The following is a 22,013-nucleotide window of genomic DNA, read 5'->3' as shown; positions in this document are numbered from 1 at the left end:
ACATCCACGGACGCACGCATCGGCCGCCGACTAGCCGCAACAACGGAGGTGACGCGCGATGAGCAGCGGGCCGAAGAAGATGACACGCCGGCAGTCGAAGTTCATCTACGAATTCCTGCCCTACAACACGTTCAACCACGCCCACTGCAACATCAGCGGGCGGATTATGACGCTGTACCACGAGCAGGATGACCGAGGCCGCGACGTGGACCCCGGCGTGCCGAAGAACTACCTTATTAACCGCATCCACCGGCGCATCTCCAAATGGCCGAACGCGGAGTCGATTCGTGACGACCTCTCGTACTCCGTAACCGAACTCGTCGTCCCCAACGGCGCGGGCTATCACCTCTATCCCCGTACATTCGAGTGCGAACGCTGCGACTCCATCACAACGTTCACCCGGGACGACGACATCGAGCCCACTGCCGACGAGAACGTTGACGGCACCGACTACACCCGCTGCAAGAACTGTGGCGCGAAGCTGTCCGACCGCGACCAGCTTCCGTTCGTCGGCATCTGCGAGTGCGGGGGCATCAACGAACTCTACGTGCCCGACTGCTGCGACGTAGGGATGGAACTCCACCGCGAGACCACCCAGATGGCCAACTGGTACTTCCAGTGCGCCGACTCCGATTGTACGGAGGGCAGCGGCGGGTCGCGCAACACAATCCCGTTCTTCGCCGTTGGCACGCGCTGCCCACGTGGGGACTGCGATAACGAGGAAATGGACATCATTAACCATACCGCCTCCCGCGCGTTCTACCCACAGGTCTACAACCTCATCAACGTCCGCCCCGAACTCGACGACCTCCACGAGAGCGACCACTACCGGGGCCGCATTGTCAGCGACTACCTGCGTGGCACGGACAACACCGGGCCGAGCGACCAACAGATTCGCCGCAAGGCCGACGAAATCTTGCAGACCGAATCCGGCGCGGGCCTACTCTCCGCCGACGAAGACGAGGCTGACGAGGCGATGGAGGACGCCCGCGAGGAACTCGGCATCGACGTGCAGGAACACCGCCGCGAGACCAGCCGCTGGCTCCACAACCAGTATGACGGCGACGAGACGGACCTCGCTGAGAGCGTATACGAACACCTCAGCATCACCCACCCTGATTACGAGCCCCAGGGCGGCATCAAGGCCACGTCGTATCAGGAGATGGTGGACAACGGTGCGACCGATACCCACCTCGACCTCTCGGTCGTCAAGAAGTACAACAACCTCCGCAAGTCACTGAACTTTGACGAGATGCGGCTCATTAAGAACTTCCCCATCACCACCGTTACCTACGGCTACACCCGCCACGCGCCCGAGCCGCCGGGAGAGCAGCGCGACCCCGCCGAAGTGGATACGGAGGAAGCCGGACGCCTCGGCGAGGAGGGGGCCACCGACGGTGAAGGAGCGAACGACGACGCGGACGAGGACGGCCTCGACCGCCCTATTCAACTCAACCTATTCAAGCGCGGCGACGACGCCGAGCCCCAACTCTACGTCCAGACCAACGACGCCGAGGCCGTGATGGTCAAACTCGACAAGGAGGCCGTCCTCGACTGGCTTGAAGCGAACGAGGTTATCACGCCCGACGAACGCCCAGACATGAGCGACCCCGAGGACGTGCGCCGCTGGTTCCTCACCCACATCGACGAGCCCAGCCGCTACGAGTCGCTCCCGGACCACGGCATCCAGAACTCCACGGAGGCAATCTCGCGGCACTGCTACACGCTGCTGAACACCACCGCCCACCTGTTTATCAACGCGATGGGCGCGCTCGCAGGCCACCAGCGCGAGTCGCTGGTCGAGCGGCTGCTGCCGCACTCAATGACGTTCATCATCTACAAGCGGCCTGACACCGACTTCACGCTCGGCTCGCTGTGGACGCTGTTCGAGGAGCAGTTCGACGACTTCGTGAATCACCTCGACGAACTCAACGACTGCTCGTACGACCCTGTGTGTATGCACGACGAGAACGGGGCGTGCGAGGACTGCCTGTACCTCGCCGCTATCTCCACGGAGAACGCCAACCACAATCTTGGACGCGCCACGTTCTACGGCGGCCCGTTCGACGGGTTCCGCTCGCACGACGCCGACGCGCCGCGCGACGACCTCATTGGCTACCGCGACATCTAACCGGTTACGCGCCCTGACGTCCGACCACGGGCGTCCTTACACCCTGACGCTATGCCCAATTCAGACCTCACCCCGGATACGCTCTACGCCACGGCGGACGCGCTCGCGGAGACGGTGCCAGTAGAGCATCTCGACGGCGTTTGCGCCACGCTCGAATACCTCCATCACGCGCCGCGCGACATCTCCATCGAGGCTCTCCGCAACCTGAGCCCCTGCGCGCTCACCGAACAGGAGGCGCAAATCGTCATCCTGCGGCTGGAGACCGAGGGCATCCTCACCGACGACCACCTCGACGACCGCGCACTCCACCTCGTGTTCGGAGCCGCCCGCCTGCTCGCCACCGAGGACGCACCGCCTGAGAACACCGTGGTCGCTACCATCCCGTACGACGACCGCGCGCTTGACCAGTCGATGTTCAAGGCACTCCACGACAACATGCTGTCGCTCATCCGGTCGGCGGAGGACAACCTCGTGCTGATGAGCCCGTTCCTCAGCGAGCGCGCCTACCGGCGGCTGCGTCCCGCGCTGCATACTGCGACCGACAACGGGGCCGATGTGACGGTCATCACGCGCTATCTAACCTACGGTGGCGATGACGGTGAGTACAACCGCAAATTCGTTACCGAGGTGCTGGAAGACCGTTATCTCGGCAACTACACGACCTGCTATGAGTACATCGATGACGAGACGTGGACGACGTTCCACGCCAAACTTGTCCTCGCGGATAACCACACGGCATACCTTGGCACCGCCAACATCACGCACAAAGGGCTCGGCGACAACCTCGAACTCGGCGTAATATTCCGCGACCGCACCACAGAGCGGTTCGCTGCGCTCGTAGACGCTCTTCAAGAGTCCGAGTTACTCCACCAAGTGGTCTGCGACTCCGGGCAGTTCATCCGCGTCTGACGCGAAGGTCACTCGCTCGTTGAGGATGGGGACTTTTTAACGCCCCCATTTCAACTAACGGCACTGTCGACGCTAGGGGCACAGACAGGCATCGTCACGTGGAGATTCGGATGCGGGTGCGGCCGTGCCCGTCCCCGGGCTCAACGGTCACGCTGTTGGAGACGCGGATGGCACAGAGGGTACAGTCGCCGCGGAGGTCCCCGTCGAGGTGGCGCTTCACAAGGTCGTAGACGCGGCGTTCGAACTCCGGGTTTTCGAGGTGGTTCAGGCCGAGTTCCTCGCGTCGCTCGTTCACCCGGCGGCGCGCCGCATCACACGTCCGGGCCTGGTCGAACACGACCTCGCGCTTGACGGTCCGCATCGCGGTTCCGGTCCGCGATTCCTCGGGCAGCTGTTTCCAGTACCGCTTGTGGGAGTGGGTGCCGCTGCCGCCGTGTATCTTGCCGTGACATTCGCGGCAGACGACGAGGAGGTTGCGTGGGTGGTTGTCGGTCGGGTCGGCGTTCTTGTGGTGGACGACGAGGTCTTTCTCCTCCCAGCCGTTAGCGAAATTGAAATTGATGTCCTCGACGGGGCAGCACCGGCAGTACGGCTCGTAGTACATCTTAGCGCACTCCCTGGGGTCGTCGGATACGTGCGGAGGCGTGTCCTCGTGACGGGCCGGAAGCGGGCGATACGTACTGACAATCCTCCCATGTCGCTATCGAGGCTACAGTAAGGAAATGGGGAAGAGGGAAGCTACAGACGACTGGAGTGGAATACGCTACCAAATCTGCCGTGTTCCAGTTCCGGTCGAGTAGCGGGTCATTAAACATATATGATGTTTTTGAGACAGCAAATGGCTCCTACATTTACGATGAATCTCGATTGCCCCTAAGGGCAATAGGGAAGGTCAACTGTCTTCCAAAACAGCCGTTAGATGGCTGGAAACAGGAGAATGCTCCGACAGGGATTCGAACCCTGGTCATTGCCTCGAGAGGGCAATATGATTGGCCGGACTACACTATCGGAGCGGGCTTCGTCTGCGTCTTACCGTAACGTGGTACGATGTTTAAGCATTCCGTTTCGAACTGGGGGTGATTCGGGGTGCCACGGGACGATTACTCGTCGAATGGCGACTTCGTCGCCTCGGGTTCGAATCCTTCGAGGCTGATGATGTTCTCGCGGCCGACGCGGAGTTTGCTGATGGTGCCTTCGTCTTCCATGTCCGAGAGGAGCATGCTGACTTTGGATTTCGACCAGCCGGTCTCCTCGACGATGTTGACTTGTTTCATGCGGCCGCCGTTTTCGCGAATGAGTTTGACGACGCGGTCTTCGTCGCTGAGGAGTTCGTCGTCAAGTGGGTCCGCTGGCTGTTCGTCGGTGCGGATACTGGGGCTTGCGGCAGACGATGGGGGGGAGTGGGGTGGTGCTTGATCAGTAGTGGTGGTTGCCGATTCGGTGTCTGTGGTGGTCGTCTCGTGACTTCGGCGGCGGTACCAGATTGCCAGGCTTGTCGCTCCGAGCACCAGTAAGCCACCGATTGCGATGAGGGCTGTCCACGGTGTGTCACTGCTGTCGATGTCAGACAACATGGAGTTGGCGTTGCCGACTCCGCTATCTTTGCCGTCGTCGGGTTCGAGGACGATCCGTGGATGTCCCTCGATGAACTCTCGTTCGCCGCTCCAGCGGATGGTGGGTGCGTCCTCGAGGGAGGTGCCGGCGTACTGTGGATCGGGGTCGGCGGATTGGAACGTGAGTTCATCGCCGGGGTCGACGATTATCGTCTGTTCTTCGGTGATGTAGATGCCCTGGAAGACGTCGCCGACGGTCAGTCGGTTCTGGTCGTCGTCGACGGCAGCGAACCCGTGCCAGGTAAACGACATTTCGACGACGCCGACGGGGTTGAGTTGTCCTTCTATCCGGGCGGATCGGTTGAAGTTCGTCGCCTCCATCTCTCGGTCGGTGGCTTCGGCACTGATGTCGGCCATCGATTCGACCTGGAGTTGGAAGCGATCGAAGAGTTCGGTCTCGTCGGCGTTGGCCTCGAACTGTTCTGCGAACGCTTCGAAGTTTTCACGCTGTTCGTCCTCGTCGCTGGCGAAACGCTGTTCGTATCGGAACGTCCAGGTTGCAGTTCCGTTCGTGTGGATGGTGATGTCGAAGGTCGTCGTATCGAAGTCACGGGAGTTGACGCTGGGTTGGCTGGTTCGTTCGGCGGTGCTCGAGTGCAGGCTGGTTTCGGCGTCTTGTCGTGTGTCCGTATCGGATACGACGCCGCGGTCCCCGAGCCCGCTCTCTACGGCTATCGCCGAGCCGGGAAGAGCGACGATCACGACGAAGATAGCACATGCGAGTAGCCCGACGAAGACCGACCGGTTCATTGGTTTCCCACTACGTGCCGTAGCTAAAAATGCTTGTGAATACACGGGGATGTGGCCGGCGTGGGCCGTGGGATTGGCCTGCAGTCGTCGGGTTCGGCTCCGGGCCTGCTGGACGACGGCGGTGGTGGCGGGTGTGAGTGGCTCGGCCGTGTCGTGTCGACACGCACAAATCGGGCGCGACCGTAGCCACAGTCATGATAGCGAACCTCGCACAGGGCGTTCAGGCCTTCACGAGCAACGTCTTTCTGGTCACTGGCGAGCGGACCGTCGTCGTCGATCCTGGGGCGAACTTCGACGTCGTCGACGCGATCGACTCTCGTGTCGCCGATCTCGATGCCGTCGTTCTCACTCACACGCACCGTGATCACGTCGGCAATCTCGAGGCGGTCAAAGAGGCTTTTGGTGTCGATGCGTGGGGGTACGACGGCTCGATCGACGGCGTCGATCACGAAATCGAAGACGAAGAGAGCGTCCGTCTCGGTGATCACGAGTACGTCGCGCTCCACACGCCCGGCCACAAGGACGATCACCTCTGTTTTTACTCGGCGGATGCGGGCGTCCTCTTTGCCGGCGATCTCGTCTTCCAGAACGGGAGTTTCGGACGGACGGATCTCGAGGAGGGTGACAGGCAAACGCTCGTCGAGAGCATCGATCGCGTCCTCGAGTGGGTCGACGAGCGTCTCGGGGAGATGCACACGGGGCACGGCCCGAGTGTGAACACCGAGCCATACGATCACGTCGAGCTTGCCTCTCGGATGGCGCGTCAGGCCTGAGGTGGTTCCGAGCCGGGGGCCGCCACAGCGGCGAGCAACGCGTCGTATGCGTCCTCGTAGGCGTCCGCAATGACTGCCGGATCACTCCGCTCGTCGGTTTCCAGCGGCGGCAGCGAGACGCGCTCGACTGGATCGAGATAGTCGAGGACGGCGGAGACCCGTTTCTCGAGTGTGCCGTCTCGTGGGCTCGAGCTTGCGATTTCGCAGGCACGGCAGTATCGGTCGCCGCGGTAGACGGTCGCGCGGCCGGGTCGGACGGCCGCGACGGCGGTGACGGTGGCAGGGTCGAGCGAGGTGAGCGGTTGTGCGATGTCGCTGTAGGATTCGACGACCGCGATTTCGCTGTCTTCGATCTCCCTGGTGAGAGACTCGAACGCTGGGACGTGGTGAGTGGACGCGACCTCGTTGAGTTCGTCGACGGTCTCGACGGGGATGGCGTCCTCGAGCGGGAGTGCCTCGACGATCGGGTCGGGTACTGTAGCGGTTGCATTCCGGACGTAGGTCTCGCCTTCGCCGGGTCGACTGATCCGGTCGATCAGGAACTCTCGGTCTCTACGGCCCAACAGTCCGTTTCCGGTTTCACTGCCGGGAGCCGGACGCCACAGCCGATGGACTGGGTTGAGTGCTTCGGGTGTTCGGCCACGCTCGTCGGCAGCCGTGAGTCTGACAGCGTCTGTACCGTAGAGACGGCCGTCAGCGAGCGCACGCTGGCAGTCGTCGTGATCAAACCAGTAGTCGTTGCCCGCACGCGGCTTGTAGCCGGCCCCACCGGTTCGCTCAAGCAACCCGACGGAGAAGGTTGTCTTTCCGGCGTCGACGCGGTCGGTACCGACGACGAGCAACAGCATGCGTTACGCTGCGAGTCCGTAGTAGCCCGGTTCGTCGTCGGTTCGCGGTTCTGCGACGACGAGATCGTCGGCGTTGACCATGATCCACGGGATCGCCCAGTCGAGCAGGATGTCCTCGGTTTCGGCTTCAATCTCCGCGTCGGGTTCGAGTCCCTGGAGTAGACGAGCGATTTCGTAGACGGTGTACATCTGGTCTTCCTCGAGCAGTTCCTCGGGGGTGTAGAAATCACACGGTGGGAGCGTGCCGAACTCGGACTTCGGTACTGGCATAGACGCTAGTACCGGGTCGTCCCTCAAGACCGCACCGGTCCCGGCCGCTGTGCTTTCGTTGTCTCTCCCGGGGCACTGGCGGTTAGAGCGACCGCCGACAGGAACGTGTCAGTCGTCTCGAGCGGTCACCGACCGAACGCACGGCTCGTCGGTGTCGCGTCGAAAAATACGAGAGTTACCGGTCGTCGCCTACTCGAAGTGGCCGAGACACTTCTGGTACTCTTCGTCTACTTTGTCCCAGTCGACGACGTCGAAGAAGCCCTCGATGAAGCTCCCGCGGTCCGGGCCGTAGTCGTAGTAGTACGAGTGTTCCCAGACGTCACACGCAAGGATTGGGTGAGCGCCCCAGAGCGCACCCTGGTCGTGCTTGTCGACGGCGACGTTGCGCAGTTGCTTGGAGACGGGGTCGTAGACCAGCAGTGCCCAGCCACCGGCAGCGCCGGCTGCGGCCTCGAACTCGCCTTTCCAGCCCTCGTAGGAGCCGAAGTCTTCCTCGATGCGGTCGGCGAGTTCTCCCTCGGGTTCGCCGCCGCCGTCGGGCGACATGTTCTCCCAGAACAGCGTGTGGAGGTAGTGTCCACAGCCGTTGTGGGTGACGTTCGAGAGTGCGCCGGGCGTCGAGCCGAACTCGCCGGATTCGCGGTTCTCGGCGAGTTCCGCTTCGGCGCTGTTGAGACCGTCGACGTACCCCTGGTGGTGGGTGTCGTGGTGCCAGGTCACGACCTGCTCCGAGATGGCCGGCTCCAGTGCGTCGTACTCGTACGGAAGTGGTGGAAGTTCGTGGTCAGTCATATGTACACACCTGTAGCTCTTTTAACGCTAGCATACCTGTTAAGGCTTGAGGTGGGAGACGGTACCACCCGCCATATTTTGGCCCTTGAACTACTAGTCGGACGTGTCGCTCGTTTCTTGGACCCAACAGCAGTAGTCGGCTACAGCTCCTTGTGGCGAGCGTGCTCGAGCCACTCCTCGATCGACGGCTGCGTCCAGTAACGAGCGGTTTCGCTTCGTTGATCCTGTTCGAGGACGCCTACTTCCTCGAGCTTCGGCAGGTGGACGTGCTGTAGTTCGGTCCGAATCCGTTGTTTTCGGTCGGCTTCGGCGCCCTCCGACTCCGTTCCCGTCTCGGAATCCGAATCCACCCTCGCCTCGAGGGCCGCGACGTAGTTCGTGAGTTCGTCGATAGTTGCAACCCCATCGTCCCGTTCGTGCAGGTAGTACAGTGCATACCGGCGACGGCGATCCGAAAGTAGGTCGAAGACGCAATCGAGCGACGGCGTAGACCCCACCGTAAGCGCCGTCGACCTCCGTTCGGCTTCACGCATCCCCGGACCACCTACCGTGTGTTACCATTCGAAACCACCACGAGCCTCTACTGTGGCCGACACATTAGGTGTTACGTCTATCTGAGGCGCGGCCCGAACTAAATAAGTTGTATATTACAGTCCTCGGACCTAAACGCGGCGGCGACACCAGCGGCTCGAAGAAGGGAGTCGAGAGTCCGGCGAAAAGTGTGAAAACGAACCGGTTACTCGTAGAGCCACTCGGCGTCGTGCTGATCGTAGTCGATCAGTTCGTCATCGTCGAAGTGGATCGCAATCTCGCGTTCGTTTGCACCGTCGTCTTCGTGGTCGGCCGCGTGGACGACGTTCCGGCCGAGATCCAGGGCATAGTCGCCACGGATCGTGCCGGGATCGGCCTCGAGCGGGTCGGTCTCGCCGATCATCTGGCGGACCTGACGGGTGGCGTCTTGGCCCTCCCAGACCATCGGCACGACCGGGCCGGAGGTGATAAAGTCGACGAGATCGTCGTAGAACGGCTTGTCTTCGTGTTCGCCGTAGTGCTCTTCGGCCCGTTCGCGGGGCATGTTCTCGACCTTGATACCGACGAGTTTGAGCCCGCGGTCCTCGAGTCGGGAGACGACCTCGCCCACGAGACCGCGTGCGAAGGCGTCAGGCTTGACCATCACGAAGGTACGTTCGTGGTCGCTCATTGGCTCTCGTCCTCCTCGGCGTCGGCTTCCGCGGCAGCGTCCGGTTCGTCTTCGTCGTCTTCCGCGCCGTCAGCGACGCCGTTGGACTCGCTTTCGGTGGCCTCCTCGGCGTCGGCTTCGCCTTCCGCGGCGTCCTCGTCGTCGGTCGGTTCGGAGTCGTCGTCTTCGTCGACGGCTTCGTCCTCGGTCTCGAGGGCCTCGTCTTGCTCGGCTTCCTCGTCGGTCTCTGTGGGAGCCTTGCCTGCGCGACCTTCTTCGGTCCACTCGAGGTCGCGTGGCTCGCGGCCGAGCTTGTAGTTTTTCTCGGCTTTCGAGTCGACGAAGTGGAGCACGGAGCCGTCGTTTTGGACGTACATGATGCCCGTGCCGGGCTCGATTTCTTCGCCAGTGTAGTCGCAGGTGCGCTTCTCGACCATTGTTACTGTCCTCCGATGGAGTCTGCCTCGCGGGCGGTCTCACGAAGTTGGAGTACGTCCCCTTCGCGGACCGGCCCGAGGCAGTTTCGGGTGATGATCCGTCCCTGGTTCTCGCCCTCCTTGATTCGGCACTTGACCTGCATGGCTTCGCCGTGCATGCCGGTCTTGCCGACGATCTCGATAACCTCGGCGGGCGTGGAACCGTTTTCTTCCTCTTCAGCACTCATCTCTGATCACCTACTCGAGGTCCTCGACCTTGTCGGCGATGTCCTCGACGTCACCAGAAGCCTCTCCGGCGTCGACGACCGCCGCGGCGGCCGAGCCGACCTCGAGTCCGGCAGCGTGACCGACGTCGTCTTGGGTTTCGATGAAGACGACGGGGATTCCTTTCTCTTCGGCGAGGTCGGGGATGTGCATCACGATCTCTTCGGGAGAGACGTCCTCGGCGACGTAGACGAGTTCGGCGTTGCCGCGCTCGATCGCCTTCGTCGTTTCGTTTGTTCCTTTCTTTACTCGTCCGGTGTCTCGTGCGACCTCGAGCGCCTCGAGGGCGTCGTCTGCGAGGTCGGCTGGGATGTCGGTTGTAACGTAGACTGACATAGGTTGTTCACCTCTCCTACACGTGGGCTCGCGCTCCCCTGCCGTTCGGGGTGGGACCACCCCTGGCCGAACGGAGTCCGGCGGAAGTCCTGTAAGGCTAGGAGCATCATCAACCCCGCGTAGGGTGTACTACCGAGTTACGTTGCCCCCCTTAAAAGCGTGTTCAAACGAACGGAGCCGTGGGATACCCTTACACAGAACGTGTGATTCGGGCTCGATCGTACTCCGATGACTATTACTCTCGAGAAGGTAACGCCGACACATGGACGTGGTCGGGCTCGCGGAGTCGCTGTCTGCAGAGGCAAACAAAACGGACGAGCGACGCCTACTGGTGCTCGCGGGCGACCGCGAACGCGGGTACGAGCGTCTCGAGACCGTCCTCGAAGCGCTGTCCGTTCCGATCACTCGGACCACTCTCGTCGGTCCCGACGACCGACTGCGCTGTGAACAGCTCTCTCAGCCTCACGCGAGCGAACTCCTCGGGACGACTCGAGATATCGTAGTACTGGACGCCCACGACAGTCTCCGACCGAACGCGCTGGGGACAGTCGTCGGTGCCGTCGACGGCGGCGGCCTGCTCGTCCTCCTGACGCCGTCGCTTGAGGAGTGGTCCGATCGCCGCGGCGCGTTCGACGAGTCACTCGCCGTTCCGCCGTTCGACCTCGAGGCCGTCACGGGCCGGTTCCGGCGGCGACTCGTCGACACCCTCCGTGAGCATCGCGGCATCGCTATCGTCGACCTCGAGCACGCCCGGATCGAAGACAGCGGGCTGACGGAGCCGGCAACACGCCTGGAAACGGCGACGCCAGCGCTCGAGCCTCCGGCAGCTCACCGGTTCCCGGCTGCCGCCTACGAGGCCTGTTTCACGGCCGACCAGTTCGAGGCGGTCGCGGCGTTCGAGTCGCTGCGTGCTGCCGGAGCCGAAGCCGGCGAAGACGATCGACGTGCCGTCGTTCTCGAGGCCGACCGCGGTCGCGGGAAATCCAGTGCCGCCGGACTTGCCGCAGGCGCGTTCGCCGCCGACGGCGAGGACGTCCTCGTGACCGCACCCGACTCCCGGAACGCCCGCGAGGTGCTCGAGCGCGCCGGCGAACTCTGCGAGACACTCGAGACGGCGACGACGGTCGAATCCAGCCGCGTCGAGACGGGAGCTGGCGGATGCGTCCGGTTTCTCGAGCCCGACGAAGCGCTCGAGCATCTCGGGGCCGCCGACGTGGTGATCGTCGACGAAGCCGCCGCCCTCCCGGTCGCCCGCCTCGAGTCGTTTCTCGCGGCCGACGCGGTCGCGTTCGCAACGACGATCCACGGCTACGAGGGTGCGGGGCGGGGCTTTTCCGTCCGATTCAGGGATCGACTCGCCGAGAGCGACCACGAGGTGTCCGAACGGACGCTCGTCGAGCCGATCCGGTACGCCGCCGGCGACCCCGTAGAGGTGTGGGCCTTCCGCGCGCTCTTGCTCGACGCCCGTCCGCCGGTCGAGCCCCTGGTCTCGGACGCCGACCCGGAGACGGTCGAGTACCGGCGACTCGAGCCCGAGGACCTGCTGGCCGACGAGCGACTCCTGCGCGAAGCCTTCGGCTTGCTGGTGCTCGCCCACTACCGGACCGAGCCGAACGACCTCGCGCGCTTGCTAGACGCCCCGAATCTCGAGGCTCGCGCGCTGCTCGCGGACGGCCACGTCGTCAGCGTTGCCCTGCTGGCCCACGAAGGGAGCCTCTCGGCGGCAACGCGGGCCGAGATGTACGAGGGCGGTCGCGTTCGCGGAAACATGCTGCCGGACGTGCTTACGAGCCAACTCCGAGACGAGGAGGCCGGCGAGTCGGCCGGCATCCGGATCGTCCGCATCGCAACCCACCACGCGGCCCGCTCCCGCGGTCTCGGGTCGTGGCTACTCGAGTGCGTTCGCAACGAATACGACGACGTAGACTGGCTCGGTACCGGCTTCGGCGCGACACCCGGCCTGCTCGAGTTCTGGCGGGCGAACGGCTACCGGACGGTCCACGTCTCGACGACGCGCAACGACGCCAGCGGCGAGTACTCCACGCTATTGCTCGATCCAGTGACGGAGCGAGGCCAGCAACTGCACGACCGACACGCCCGCTGGTTCGCTCGCCGGTTCCCGTCGCTGTGTACGGACTCGCTCGCCGACCTCGATCCCGACGTGGCCCGTGCGGCGTTGCGGGCCGTCGACGCCGACGCTGCGCCGCCGCTCGAGGCTTCCGACCACGACTGGCGCGTCGTCGCCGGGGCGGCCTACGGCCCCGGCCTGTTCGACATCGATCCCGGCCCGTTCCGCCGACTCGTGGTGCAGTACTTCGTCGACGAACCCGCTGCAGTCGACCTGTCGACGCGCGCCGAACGGCTGCTCGTCCTGCGAGCACTGCAGGGCCGGGAGTGGTCGACCGTCGCGGATCGACTCGAGTACCCCTCGAGCGGCCAGTGCATGCGAGCGCTCGGCGAGGCGTTCCAGCCACTTGTCGATCACTACGCCGTCGACGAGGGCGTCGAGGCGGCACTCGAGGCCAGAGAGCGGTTTCTCGAGAGCGAACGGTGACGACGATGGGTCGGTCTACCGGTCGATCTCGTCGACCCACCAGGGCTCCTTGACGGTCGTCGATCCGACGGTCGAGAGCGACCACTCAACAACGCGATTGTGCGGGGCGTCGATTCCGTCTCCTCCGTAGCGCTCGACTGTCTCGAACTCGCGGCAGAGTCCGCCCTCGTCGACGAGATACCGCCCTCGCGTGTCCGTCACTTCGCCGCCGTCCGGCAGCGAGTACGCGTGTGATTCTTCGACGAACTCCGGCATCCCCTCGAACCGGTGTGAGAAGAGGTAGTAGGTCCCATCACGACGTCGTTCGGTGCCGACGAACCGTGGGGAGTCGTCCAGTCGGTGCAGGTGTGTGTTGCCGGACAGGTACGTCCGACTCGTTCCGGCCCCCCGCCCGACGCGTTCCGCCGCCCATTCGCCGCCCTCTCGGATCGCCACGTGGTGATCCAGGCCGTCGACGTACTCCTCGCGAACCCGATCGTCGATCCCGGCGTCCGTCGTGACCCGATAGAAGAACTCGTCACCGTCGATTCTCGCCTCGCTGTATATCGTCTCGCTCTCGCCGCCCGGACCGACGGCCGGTCCCGTCTTCGTGCCACGTTTCGTTGCCGACCGCTCGAGAACTGCGTCGTGGTGGGCACTCGCCAGTTCGGGTACTGACTCGAGGCGGCCGTTCTCGACGCCAGGAACGTCGACATCCTCGAGTGGCCGGTCCGGTTCGGTTTCCGTGGGCGAACCGCTGCTACAGCCTGCGAGAACAGGAATAAGTCCAGCGACGAGACTCGACGAGAGTATGCGCCTTCTTGCCACTCGAGTCATACGACCACCCTTCGTTCAGTTCACTTAACATATTTGCGGCTGCCCGGACGAGAAGAGCGTCGACGCATGATCGCGGTAGTTACGACAACGCGCGCCGAAGAATCGGGTTTGGAATCAACGACAGCGTCCACGCTACGAGTCGCCATCGGCGCGTGACGTAGGCGTGGGTCTTCTCCTTGCGGATCGCCCGTGCGATCTGGTTCGCTGCAGTTCCGGGCGAACACTGCCAGAACGAGCCGTAGGACATCTCGGTGTCGACGAATCCCGGTTCGATGGTCGTGACCGCCACGTCGACGTCGTTGCCGGCCTGTCGGACCCGGAGCCCCTCGAGATAGCGCGAGACGAACGCTTTCGAGGCGTTGTACGCCTGCGTTCCGCCGTTGCCGAAGCGAGCCGCGACCGAGGAGATGCCGACGAGGTGCCCGTCTTTCTCGCTCGCGTGGTCCGGGTTCGCCTCGAAATAGGAGAGTGCCGCCGTCGCGATCGCCGTGAACCCGCGGACGTTGACGTCGATCGTCTGCCGTTCGCTCGCCCACTCGAGGTCGTAGTTCACGTCGGCGATACCGGCGCTGACGACGACGAGGTCGACCGACGGCATCGCCTCGGTGAGTTCGAAAAAGCCCTGGCGGGCGTCTTCGGTGTCGGTGAGGTCCATCGTCGCGACGTAGGACTGTGTCGGGAGTTGCTCGCCGATCCGGCGCAGTCGATCCGTCCTCCGGGCTGCCAGCCCGACGACGTAGCCGTCGTCCGCGAGTTCGCGTGCCAGCGCCTCGCCAATGCCGGAGGACGCGCCGACGATGATCGCTCCCTGAGTCATATATTCACGTTTTCCGACGGGAACATAACAGTGCTGGTCGTCGGCGACGGACGTAGCGCGTCGAGAGATCGTTCACGACAGGACCGACCGGACGACACCGTCTCGTTACAGAACAGGTACTCGAATCAACACTTATGTGGGCTCCTCGAGAAAGAACGGGTATGTTCCCGCCCTCCCGCAGTCGACTTGTCCTCGGTGGCTTCCTCGTCCTGGGAGCGGCGCTGCTCGCGTTTCCCGTCGTCGGCGTCGCCGGCACGCCGTCGCTTTCCGCGACGGAGTTCGATCCCGAAACCGACCACGAGGAACTCGCGAGCGCCCCGAGCATCCACGATGTGGATCGCAGTAGTCCGCCCGCCACCGAGATCCGAGACGCGTTCGAGGTCGCAGCGACCGACGGCCGCTACGAGGGATCGATCGAAAACGCGTCGTCGACGTACTCGTTCGTCGGGGACGACCGCTACGATTTCGTGCTCTTCGACGAGACGTTCTACGAGTTCGAGGTCGATGTCGACGGCGAGTCGGTCGCCATCGAGGCCACCGAACGCACCTCCGTATCCGTCGCGGACGAACTCGCGGTCAGCCTCGAGGACGCCGCCGAACCCACACGGGAGGCGATCGAGACCGGCGAACCCGTCGAGTACCCCGGCAGTGACGGACGGACGCCAATCGTCGTAGACGACGGCACGTACTACGCGGTGACGCCCGGTCCACCGAAACACGGATCGGCCGCACCACTAGAGGTATTGCTGGTCTCCGCCGGAGCGCTGGCCGTCGGCGTCGGCGCTCTCGCAGTCGGTGGACTCTGGCTTCGCCGCCAGCGGCGAGCGAGTTGATCGAAACTGACTCGATCCGTCCACGAGTCGCCGAGGAGAACGACAGGTCTTTGACTCGATCCGTCTTCTGATCGAGTATGGTCGAGGTCGTCGCGGTCGTCGCAATCGCGCTCCTCGTCGCCGCCGTCGTCGGGACGCTCGTGCCGCTCGTTCCCGGCGGACTCCTCTCGCTGTCCGGACTCGTCCTCTACTGGTGGGGCTCGGGATTCACCGAACCAGGAACCGTCGCGTTCGTCGTCCTCGCGGCGCTCGCTTTGCTCACCCTGTCGATCGAGTTCTTCGGTGGCTCGATCGCCGCACGGGCCGGCGGCGCTTCCTGGACGACCACCGGCGTCGCCGCGGTCGTCGCCATCCTGCTGATGATCGTAACCGGGCCGATCGGGTTTCTCGTCGGCCTGTTCGGGACCGTCTTCGTCCTCGAGATCGTCCAGAACGACGACATCACCGGCAGCGCCCGGTCGGCCGTCTACGCGACCGTGGGCGTTCTCGCTTCGACGGCCGTGCAGGTTCTGCTGACAGTCTCGGTCCTGCTCGGGTTTCTCGTCTCGGCGTTTCTGTTTTGACCGTCCGGAGAAAACACTGCATTCGTCGGACGCGTTTACAGAAGTGCTAGGAGAATGCCCCGGAGCTTGACCCCCCCGGGGTTGAATCCGATAGGCAGCGACACACAAACCATTAACGCTCTTCTGTAGGAGATTGTTGATACTGCTCAGCTGTCGCTGTAGAATCGAAGAGAGCAAGGACACCGCGTCAGCGGTGTCCGTTAGGCATGATCCCGCTAGATGTGTTTGGGTCGGAATCGGTCGCAGCGGACCTGTTAGAGCAGGTTCGCTGGCGTAACGATGTTACTTGCCCTCGCTGCCGTTCTGACCTGACGGTCAAGAACGGCAGCTATGGGCACTTTCAGCGCTATCTCTGTAAGAATTGCGACCGCACGTTCAACGACAAGACCGGCACAATCTGCTCTGTTGAATAGCGATCTAATCCGCCGATATCACTAGCTTAGAAGGATGGAGCCGAGGAATTCGACTCTACCTATGGAAATCGATATCCTCGACTTCGTTGAGCAGTGTCGTGACCTAGCTAAACAAGCGTTGGGGAAGCACGCGGGCGAGCCCGCCAGCGGCGGGTTCGCCCGCTGGGTCCATGTCGTCCTCCACTGTTTTCGGCTCGAAGAGGGCCATAGCTACCGTGAAACGCCGAATCGGCTGAAGTATATGAGCGAGGTTCGTGACGTACTTGGTCTCGATCGAGAGAATCTCCCTGACTACAGCACGATCTACAAATCGTTCGACCGGCTGAAAATGTGGGTGTGGCGGGCGTTGCTGCGCATTTCAGCGCAGCAACACCCGCAGTCTGGCCACGCCGCTCTCGACAGCACGTTCTTTGATCGCCGCCGTTCTCATCGTACTTCCGCCAGCGGTCAGGAAACACCGTACAGACGCTGGAAGTGACGACATTAACTGATATAGAGTCGCTCGCTGTTCTTGATGTCCATATTACAGCACGGTGGAAGCACGATACGAAGACCGGACCGCAGGTCGTCCGCCGGAACGCGGACGACCTGCAGTCCGTGGCTGCCGATAACGGGTTCCAAGACTGGCACACTGAGTACGAAATCTCCGCACTTGATGTCGAGTATCTTGTTCACTACCGCGGTTCATCACTGAAAGCAGCCATGAACAACGCGCTCATCCGGGCAAAAGGGTACTCTCAGCGGTGGATGGCCGAAACCTCGTACTCAACAACGAAGCGCTCGCTCGGCGACGCCGTGCGAGCGCTGGGCTGGTATCGACAGTTCCGTGAAATTGTCCTCATGTTCGCCATCATCAACATAGAAAAGCTCTGTGAACCTCTCTAAACATCATTCAGCAGCTATTCAACAAAGCATATCAGTCGTGTGTGTAGTAGCCCACCGTCTCCTCGTCGTCGTGACGATCGATGCGGACGAATCCCACCCGCTCGAACTGCACGAGGTCGTCAGTGCCGTACTCGAGGACGCCAGGTTCGGCCCGGCCGGTCACGTCGCCGTCCATCGTTCGCATCCTCACCGGAACGTTCTCTGCGGCAGGGGCCCAGTGAACGACGTCGACGTCGCCATCGCGGACGACCTCGATGTCCTCGCCGGTGTACTGGAGCGTGTCACGAGTGTACTGGAAACAGCCCAGACCCTTTAGCCAGACGCGCTCTTCGCGGCTCGGTACGTCGCCGGCCTCGAGCAAGACGGCGTCGCCAACGGGAATCTCGCGGACGCCGCGCTCGGCGTGGTCGGGGTGGAGCGGCGGGTTCGCCTCCGCGGGCAGACTGCCGCCCAGGGGAACCTCGGTCCCGTCACGGACGAGGAACCGGCGATCGGTCTCGTCGTCGATCAGTTCACGGTTGTTGGCGTAGATCGAACTCATCGCGAGATCGACATCGCTGGTCGAGGTGCCGAGTTCGACCATGGCGTCGACGATGGCTTCTCCGCGGATGCCTCGGCGACGGAGACTCTCGAGCGTCGGCGCGCGTGGATCGTCCCAGCCGTCGAGTTCGCCTTCTTCGATCAGTTCCGAAATCGTCGACGTGCTCATCTTCACGTCGTAGGCGTCGAGTTGGACGTGTCCCCAGTGGACGACCTCGGGATACTCCCAGTCGAAATAGTCGTAGACGAACTGCTGGCGCTTCGCCGAGTCCTGCAGGTCGATGCCGCGAATGATGTGGGTAATACCGATCAGGTGGTCGTCGATGCCCGACTGGAAGTCGAGCATCGGCCAGCAGCGGTAGTCACTCGCTTCCTTGCGTGGATGTGGCGTATCGATCATCCGGAACGCAACCCAGTCACGCAGAGCTGGGTTCTTATGCTCGATGTCCGTCTTCACGCGCAAGACCATTTCCCCGCTCTCGTACTCGCCGTCGATCATCGCCTCGAACTCCTCGCGGACGGTCGCTTCGTCCTTGTCCCGGTGCGGACAGGCCTCTCCCGAGTTCTTCAACTCCGAGAACTCCTCGCCCGAACACGAGCAGGTGTAGGCACCGCCGAGTTCGATCAGTTCACGAGCGTGATCGTAGTAGGTCTCGAGGCGATCGCTTGCCTTGTAAACGGCGTCGGGTTCGAACCCGAGATACTCCAGATCCTCGAGGATCGAGTCGTAGGCCTCGAGGTCAGGGCGTTTGGTCTCGGGATCGGTATCGTCGAAGCGAACGCAGAACCAGCCGTCGTAGCGGTTGCGGTAGGTGCCGATGACGGCGGGCATCCGGGCGTGACCGACGTGCCACGGGCCGTTCGGATTCGGCGCACAGCGCATCCGAACCTCGTCGTCCGCCTCGGCATCCTGCTGAGCCTGTGAGTCGGAACCCGGCTCCGCGGCGTTCGGGAGGTCGGGCAGCGGATGATCTTCGCCTTCGTCTTCGGCTTCGATCTCTGCGAGTTCCTCGGGAGCGAGTTCCTCGAGGCGCTCGCGTTTCTCCTCGTAGGAGAAGCCGTTGACCCGACTCACGACGCCGCCGATGACGCCAGGAATCTCGTCGCCGTGCGGGCGGAAGTCAGGATTATCGCCCATCAACGGCCCCATGATCGCGCCGACGTCGGCGTCGCTTTCGTGTTTGACCGCGTTCAACAGCGCGTGTTTCTCGGCTTCGCGCTCGACGCGCTCTCGTAGTTCGTCGTCCATTGGCGATGCGTTTGCCGCGGCAGTTGAAAATCCTCGCGGTGTCGACCCGACTGCATCCGGACGACCCCCTGCGCACGAACGCCCGGAGAGGACTCGATTTTCGAGTTCCCGACGCTCCGAACACTGTCGTCAATCCGTCCTTGTCAGTCCCGGAAAACGACCGAAAGCAAAGAGTTGGATCGCTGGATTTGTCTCGCCACGTCCCGCCGACCGCCAACCGCCAAGACACAGGGCAACCCGTATCAGTAGCCGCGTTCGATCAGGTAATCCGCGAGTTCGTCGAGCAGATCGTGGGCCTCGTTGTCCGGCAGAACCTCGAGTCGGTCTTTCCCACGGTCGACCAGTTCGCGAGCCTTGTCGTTGGCGTAGTCGATCGAACCGACGGTCTCGAGATGGGCGACCGCGTCGTCGACCTCGGCCTCGGTGACCGCCTCGACGTCGTCGGTATCGACCAACTCGTCGATATCGACGCCGTGCTCGCGGGCGTGAACCGTGATCAGCGTCTGTTTGTTCTCGACGAGATCGCTCCCGCGTTGCTTGCCGAGTTCGTCGCTCGGGACCGTCAGGTCGAGTACATCGTCGTGAATCTGGAACGCCCGGCCCACGTCGAGCCCGTAGCCATAGAGCGCGTCGACGACGTCGTCGTCTGCACCCATCAGGATCGCGGGGAGACTGGCCGAAGCAGCGTACAACACTGCGGTTTTCTGTTCGACCATCTCGAGGTACTCCTCTGGCACGACGTCGTCTCGTCGCTCGAAGTCGACGTCCAAAGCCTGCCCTTCACAGATCTGCGTGCAGGTGTTTGCTAGGACGTCGAGCGCCTCGACGGCCTGTGACGGCTCGGCACCAGTCTCGAGCATGATCTCGAACGCTTTCGAGTAGAGCGTGTCCCCGGCGAGGATCGCTGTCTCGAGGTCGTACTCCTGATGCACGGCGGGAACGCCCCGGCGGAGGTCGTCGTCGTCCATGATGTCGTCGTGAATCAGGGTAAACGACTGGATGACTTCGACGCTGACTGCGGCACCCATTAGGTCGATCTCGCCGACGTCTTCGTCGACCGTCGGGAACTCCCGATACTCGACCGACAGCGGATCGACGTCTGCAAGCGCCTCTGCGGTCGTCAACAGGATCGTCGGCCGGAGACGCTTCCCGCCGGCGTCGAGCAGGTACCGTGAGGCTTCGTAGAGCCGTTCGGGTCGTGCAACCGGCAACTCTTCGGGAACCGCGTCGTTGACAAGTTCCCGTCGTTTCCCGACTGCCTCGAGTACCGTCTCCTCTCGTGTCTCAGAAGTGGTCATATTACTCGACGAGTTGGATGAGGTTGCCGTTTCGAGTGACGTGGAGGTCACGCCCCATCTGGTAGCCCTCGCTTTCACAGAGGTTGACGTAGCTCGAGAAGCCGCTCATGTCCTGGTGGGCCGGAATGATGTGCTGTGGCTGGAGCGCGTCTAACATCTCGTAGTGGCCCTCCTGGTTGAGGTGGCCCGAGACGTGGATGTCGTCGTAAACCCGGGCACCCTGCATCCCGAGCAGTTTCTCGGCCTGGTAGCGCTGGCCCTCGTTGGTCGGCTCCGGAATGACACGGGCCGAGAAGACGACTTTGTCGCCGTCTTCCAGTTCGTACGGCGTCTCGCCGCGGGCCATCCGGGTGAGCATCGCACGAGGCTCGCCCTGGTGGCCGGTGACGACGGGTAGGAAGTTCTCTTTGCCTTCGTTCATGATCCGCTTGAACGTGCGGTCGACGGACTTGCGGTGGCCGAACATCCCGAGGTCGGTCGGGAAGTCGACGAAGTCCAGTCGTTCCGCGGTGCCGGAGTACTTCTCCATCGACCGGCCCAGCAGAACCGGCTGGCGGCCGATGTCGTCGGCGAACTCGACGAGGCTCTTGACGCGAGCGATGTGACTCGAGAACGTCGTCGCGACGATGCCGCCGTCGTAGTCCTCCATGCTGTAGAGGACGTCACGCAGGTGTTCGCGGGCGACTTTCTCGCTGGGCGTTCGGCCCTTCTTGCTCGCGTTGGTACAGTCCTCGATGTAACAGAGGACGCCTTCGCCCTCGCGGCCGATCTCGCGGAACCGATCCATGTCGATCGGGTCGCCGATGACGGGCGTGTGGTCCATGCGCTTGTCCAACCCGTAGACGACAGCGCCTTCGGGCGTGTGGAGGACCGGGTTGATCGCGTCGATGATCGAGTGAGTGACGTTGACGAACTCGAGGTCGACCTTGCCGGAGTCACCGATCGACATCGTTTCGCCGGCGTCCATCTTGACGAGGTCGTTCTCGACCCCGAACTTCTGTTCGCCCTCGATCTGCTGTTTCACGAGTTCGATCGTAAACGGCGTCGCGACGATCGGTGCGTCGTACCGGTGGGCCAGCTTCGAGATGGCGCCGATGTGGTCTAAGTGGCCGTGGGTCGGCACGATGGCCTGCACGTCGCCCTCGAGGTCGCTCATGATCCGATCGTCTGGGATTGCGCCCATGTCGATCAGATCGAGACTGTGCATCCGTTCGGTTTCGACGTTGTCGTGGATCAGCACCTGCGAGAGGTTCAGACCCATATCGAAGATGACGACGTCGTCGCCGGCGCGAACGGCAGTCATCTGCCGTCCGACTTCTTCGTATCCGCCTATGGTTGCGATTTCGATTTCCATGGTTCGTTGTACTGAAAGCCGCGATCGACTTCAGCGTCTCGAAACGGTCCGCGGACTACCGCCAGGCCCCGGCGTCTTGCAGCGCGTCGGCCATCCCGCTATGCGTTCAGCCCCAGACCGGTCACGACGACCGTCGTGGGCCCGAACGCACTTGCCCGCGGGTTTCGGTACGTCTCGCTACACGCCCGAGTGTTAAAAACACAGTGGGTTGGTCGTCTGCAGGGTCCGACTTCTCACACGACTGGCGTCGTCTGCACTCGCAGTGGCGGCGGGTGGTCGTGTCCCCGCGTTCGGTCTCCGAATCACAACCCCACTAGAATAACCCATATGTTGTGCTAAATCTCTCATTACTGCCTAAAGTTCTATTCGTAATTGGTTATCATCACAT

21 protein-coding genes, 1 tRNA gene and 2 pseudogenes are annotated in these 22,013 nt (G+C 62.8%); 8 read left to right on the top strand and 16 right to left on the bottom strand.

Translation table 11 applies throughout. The features are described 5' to 3' along the window. Positions 1 to 58 precede the first annotated feature (58 nt). Together NATGR_RS12625 and NATGR_RS12620 are read left to right on the top strand one after the other, a co-directional pair. Positions 59 to 2,131 carry a hypothetical protein gene (locus NATGR_RS12625; protein ID WP_015233648.1) on the top strand — a complete coding sequence of 691 codons (2,073 nt, stop codon included), beginning with the start codon at positions 59 to 61 and terminating at the stop codon, positions 2,129 to 2,131. 51 nt (positions 2,132 to 2,182) lie between these two features. Beyond that, positions 2,183 to 3,040 (top strand): phospholipase D-like domain-containing protein, encoded by an 858-nt coding sequence (locus NATGR_RS12620; RefSeq protein WP_005580368.1) that lies wholly within the window; start codon positions 2,183 to 2,185, stop codon positions 3,038 to 3,040. 94 nt (positions 3,041 to 3,134) lie between these two features. Here the strand turns inward: NATGR_RS12620 and NATGR_RS12615 are convergent, their stop codons facing one another. The 3 genes from NATGR_RS12615 to NATGR_RS12605 all read right to left on the bottom strand — a co-directional run bounded on the left by NATGR_RS12615 (position 3,135) and on the right by NATGR_RS12605 (position 5,403). Then, positions 3,135 to 3,644 carry an HNH endonuclease gene (locus NATGR_RS12615; RefSeq protein ID WP_005580367.1) on the bottom strand — a complete coding sequence of 170 codons (510 nt, stop codon included), beginning with the start codon at positions 3,642 to 3,644 and terminating at the stop codon, positions 3,135 to 3,137. Between the two features lie 334 nt (positions 3,645 to 3,978). After that, positions 3,979 to 4,053, bottom strand: a tRNA-Glu gene (locus NATGR_RS12610). Positions 4,054 to 4,140: 87 nt separating this feature from the next. Then, positions 4,141 to 5,403: a helix-turn-helix transcriptional regulator gene (locus tag NATGR_RS12605; protein WP_005580366.1), complete on the bottom strand. Its 1,263-nt coding sequence runs from the start codon at positions 5,401 to 5,403 to the stop codon at positions 4,141 to 4,143. A 194-nt stretch (positions 5,404 to 5,597) separates the two neighbouring features. Here NATGR_RS12605 and NATGR_RS12600 point away from each other — a divergent pair, with 194 nt between their 5' ends. Continuing rightward, on the top strand, positions 5,598 to 6,176 hold the full coding sequence (locus NATGR_RS12600) for an MBL fold metallo-hydrolase (protein ID WP_005580365.1): 579 nt from the start codon (positions 5,598 to 5,600) through the stop codon (positions 6,174 to 6,176). On the opposite strand, the gene NATGR_RS12595 is transcribed toward NATGR_RS12600, so the two are convergent. From NATGR_RS12595 to rpl7ae, 8 genes are all read right to left on the bottom strand, one after another. Next, positions 6,167 to 7,024 (bottom strand): hypothetical protein, encoded by an 858-nt coding sequence (locus tag NATGR_RS12595; RefSeq protein ID WP_005580361.1) that lies wholly within the window; start codon positions 7,022 to 7,024, stop codon positions 6,167 to 6,169. The two genes, NATGR_RS12600 and NATGR_RS12595, sit on opposite strands and share 10 nt — an antisense overlap. Before the next feature lie 3 nt (positions 7,025 to 7,027). Beyond that, the gene (locus NATGR_RS12590) at positions 7,028 to 7,294 is read right to left on the bottom strand and encodes a DUF5827 family protein (protein WP_005580359.1); all 267 of its coding nucleotides are present in this window, start codon (positions 7,292 to 7,294) and stop codon (positions 7,028 to 7,030) included. A gap of 189 nt (positions 7,295 to 7,483) precedes the next feature. After that, positions 7,484 to 8,086, bottom strand: a complete 603-nt coding sequence (sod, locus tag NATGR_RS12585; RefSeq protein WP_005580358.1) for a superoxide dismutase — start codon at positions 8,084 to 8,086, stop codon at positions 7,484 to 7,486. A 140-nt stretch (positions 8,087 to 8,226) separates the two neighbouring features. Continuing rightward, positions 8,227 to 8,619, bottom strand: a complete 393-nt coding sequence (locus NATGR_RS12580) for a DUF7344 domain-containing protein (RefSeq protein ID WP_015233647.1) — start codon at positions 8,617 to 8,619, stop codon at positions 8,227 to 8,229. A 203-nt stretch (positions 8,620 to 8,822) separates the two neighbouring features. After that, a complete protein-coding gene (gene ndk, locus NATGR_RS12575) occupies positions 8,823 to 9,287 on the bottom strand; it encodes a nucleoside-diphosphate kinase (RefSeq protein ID WP_005580356.1) in 465 nt (154 codons plus the stop codon). Then, on the bottom strand, positions 9,284 to 9,703 hold the full coding sequence (locus tag NATGR_RS12570; RefSeq protein ID WP_005580354.1) for a 50S ribosomal protein L24e: 420 nt from the start codon (positions 9,701 to 9,703) through the stop codon (positions 9,284 to 9,286). Before NATGR_RS12570 ends, ndk begins: the two co-directional genes overlap by 4 nt. Before the next feature lie 2 nt (positions 9,704 to 9,705). After that, complete coding sequence (locus NATGR_RS12565; RefSeq protein ID WP_005580353.1) at positions 9,706 to 9,930, bottom strand: 30S ribosomal protein S28e; 225 nt, start codon at positions 9,928 to 9,930, stop codon at positions 9,706 to 9,708. Between the two features lie 10 nt (positions 9,931 to 9,940). Then, positions 9,941 to 10,303: a 50S ribosomal protein L7Ae gene (gene rpl7ae, locus NATGR_RS12560; RefSeq protein WP_005580351.1), complete on the bottom strand. Its 363-nt coding sequence runs from the start codon at positions 10,301 to 10,303 to the stop codon at positions 9,941 to 9,943. Between the two features lie 262 nt (positions 10,304 to 10,565). On the opposite strand from rpl7ae, the gene tmcA reads away from it, so the two are divergent. Next, positions 10,566 to 12,857: a tRNA(Met) cytidine acetyltransferase TmcA gene (gene tmcA, locus NATGR_RS12555; RefSeq protein ID WP_005580349.1), complete on the top strand. Its 2,292-nt coding sequence runs from the start codon at positions 10,566 to 10,568 to the stop codon at positions 12,855 to 12,857. A gap of 15 nt (positions 12,858 to 12,872) precedes the next feature. On the opposite strand, the gene NATGR_RS12550 is transcribed toward tmcA, so the two are convergent. Together NATGR_RS12550 and NATGR_RS12545 are read right to left on the bottom strand one after the other, a co-directional pair. Next, positions 12,873 to 13,673: a DUF7537 family lipoprotein gene (locus tag NATGR_RS12550; RefSeq protein WP_005580348.1), complete on the bottom strand. Its 801-nt coding sequence runs from the start codon at positions 13,671 to 13,673 to the stop codon at positions 12,873 to 12,875. Between the two features lie 79 nt (positions 13,674 to 13,752). Next, positions 13,753 to 14,490, bottom strand: coding sequence for an SDR family NAD(P)-dependent oxidoreductase (locus NATGR_RS12545; protein WP_005580347.1), 738 nt, complete (start codon positions 14,488 to 14,490; stop codon positions 13,753 to 13,755). A gap of 161 nt (positions 14,491 to 14,651) precedes the next feature. Here NATGR_RS12545 and NATGR_RS12540 point away from each other — a divergent pair, with 161 nt between their 5' ends. From NATGR_RS12540 to NATGR_RS12530, 4 genes and pseudogenes are all read left to right on the top strand, one after another. Further along, positions 14,652 to 15,323: a hypothetical protein gene (locus NATGR_RS12540; RefSeq protein ID WP_015233646.1), complete on the top strand. Its 672-nt coding sequence runs from the start codon at positions 14,652 to 14,654 to the stop codon at positions 15,321 to 15,323. Positions 15,324 to 15,400: 77 nt separating this feature from the next. Then, positions 15,401 to 15,886 carry a DUF456 domain-containing protein gene (locus NATGR_RS12535; protein ID WP_015233645.1) on the top strand — a complete coding sequence of 162 codons (486 nt, stop codon included), beginning with the start codon at positions 15,401 to 15,403 and terminating at the stop codon, positions 15,884 to 15,886. 206 nt (positions 15,887 to 16,092) lie between these two features. Next, positions 16,093 to 16,284: pseudogene (locus NATGR_RS18930) on the top strand (transposase); the annotation flags it as partial. 76 nt (positions 16,285 to 16,360) lie between these two features. Then, positions 16,361 to 17,184: pseudogene (locus tag NATGR_RS12530) on the top strand (IS5 family transposase). Between the two features lie 31 nt (positions 17,185 to 17,215). Here NATGR_RS12530 and NATGR_RS12525 read toward each other — a convergent pair. From NATGR_RS12525 to NATGR_RS12515, 3 genes are all read right to left on the bottom strand, one after another. Beyond that, complete coding sequence (locus tag NATGR_RS12525) at positions 17,216 to 18,973, bottom strand: glutamate--tRNA ligase (RefSeq protein WP_005579722.1); 1,758 nt, start codon at positions 18,971 to 18,973, stop codon at positions 17,216 to 17,218. A 242-nt stretch (positions 18,974 to 19,215) separates the two neighbouring features. Next, a complete protein-coding gene (idsA3, locus tag NATGR_RS12520) occupies positions 19,216 to 20,271 on the bottom strand; it encodes a geranylfarnesyl diphosphate synthase (protein ID WP_005579721.1) in 1,056 nt (351 codons plus the stop codon). Position 20,272: 1 nt separating this feature from the next. After that, the gene (locus tag NATGR_RS12515) at positions 20,273 to 21,625 is read right to left on the bottom strand and encodes a ribonuclease J (protein WP_005579720.1); all 1,353 of its coding nucleotides are present in this window, start codon (positions 21,623 to 21,625) and stop codon (positions 20,273 to 20,275) included. Between the last annotated feature and the right edge of the window lie 388 nt (positions 21,626 to 22,013).

The organism is Natronobacterium gregoryi SP2 (genome assembly GCF_000230715.2).
GTDB lineage: Archaea > Halobacteriota > Halobacteria > Halobacteriales > Natrialbaceae > Natronobacterium > Natronobacterium gregoryi.
Note: the sequence above shows the minus strand (reverse complement) of the source record. Positions and strands in the feature narration are given on the sequence as shown.

Excerpts from the sequence above, each read along its gene's own strand:
- NATGR_RS12595 (WP_005580361.1), bottom strand. The coding sequence starts at position 7,024 with ATGCTGTTGCTCGTCGTCGGTACCGACCGCGTCGACGCCGGAAAGACA.
- NATGR_RS12535 (WP_015233645.1), top strand. The coding sequence starts at position 15,401 with ATGGTCGAGGTCGTCGCGGTCGTCGCAATCGCGCTCCTCGTCGCCGCC.
- NATGR_RS12570 (WP_005580354.1), bottom strand. The coding sequence starts at position 9,703 with ATGGTCGAGAAGCGCACCTGCGACTACACTGGCGAAGAAATCGAGCCC.
- rpl7ae (WP_005580351.1), bottom strand. The coding sequence starts at position 10,303 with ATGTCAGTCTACGTTACAACCGACATCCCAGCCGACCTCGCAGACGAC.
- sod (WP_005580358.1), bottom strand. The coding sequence starts at position 8,086 with ATGACTGACCACGAACTTCCACCACTTCCGTACGAGTACGACGCACTG.
- NATGR_RS12525 (WP_005579722.1), bottom strand. The coding sequence starts at position 18,973 with ATGGACGACGAACTACGAGAGCGCGTCGAGCGCGAAGCCGAGAAACAC.
- NATGR_RS12600 (WP_005580365.1), top strand. The coding sequence starts at position 5,598 with ATGATAGCGAACCTCGCACAGGGCGTTCAGGCCTTCACGAGCAACGTC.
- NATGR_RS12590 (WP_005580359.1), bottom strand. The coding sequence starts at position 7,294 with ATGCCAGTACCGAAGTCCGAGTTCGGCACGCTCCCACCGTGTGATTTC.
- NATGR_RS12580 (WP_015233647.1), bottom strand. The coding sequence starts at position 8,619 with ATGCGTGAAGCCGAACGGAGGTCGACGGCGCTTACGGTGGGGTCTACG.
- NATGR_RS12540 (WP_015233646.1), top strand. The coding sequence starts at position 14,652 with ATGTTCCCGCCCTCCCGCAGTCGACTTGTCCTCGGTGGCTTCCTCGTC.
- tmcA (WP_005580349.1), top strand. The coding sequence starts at position 10,566 with ATGGACGTGGTCGGGCTCGCGGAGTCGCTGTCTGCAGAGGCAAACAAA.
- NATGR_RS12615 (WP_005580367.1), bottom strand. The coding sequence starts at position 3,644 with ATGTACTACGAGCCGTACTGCCGGTGCTGCCCCGTCGAGGACATCAAT.
- NATGR_RS12515 (WP_005579720.1), bottom strand. The coding sequence starts at position 21,625 with ATGGAAATCGAAATCGCAACCATAGGCGGATACGAAGAAGTCGGACGG.
- idsA3 (WP_005579721.1), bottom strand. The coding sequence starts at position 20,271 with ATGACCACTTCTGAGACACGAGAGGAGACGGTACTCGAGGCAGTCGGG.
- NATGR_RS12620 (WP_005580368.1), top strand. The coding sequence starts at position 2,183 with ATGCCCAATTCAGACCTCACCCCGGATACGCTCTACGCCACGGCGGAC.
- NATGR_RS12625 (WP_015233648.1), top strand. The coding sequence starts at position 59 with ATGAGCAGCGGGCCGAAGAAGATGACACGCCGGCAGTCGAAGTTCATC.
- NATGR_RS12545 (WP_005580347.1), bottom strand. The coding sequence starts at position 14,490 with ATGACTCAGGGAGCGATCATCGTCGGCGCGTCCTCCGGCATTGGCGAG.
- NATGR_RS12550 (WP_005580348.1), bottom strand. The coding sequence starts at position 13,673 with ATGACTCGAGTGGCAAGAAGGCGCATACTCTCGTCGAGTCTCGTCGCT.
- NATGR_RS12605 (WP_005580366.1), bottom strand. The coding sequence starts at position 5,403 with ATGAACCGGTCGGTCTTCGTCGGGCTACTCGCATGTGCTATCTTCGTC.
- ndk (WP_005580356.1), bottom strand. The coding sequence starts at position 9,287 with ATGAGCGACCACGAACGTACCTTCGTGATGGTCAAGCCTGACGCCTTC.
- NATGR_RS12565 (WP_005580353.1), bottom strand. The coding sequence starts at position 9,930 with ATGAGTGCTGAAGAGGAAGAAAACGGTTCCACGCCCGCCGAGGTTATC.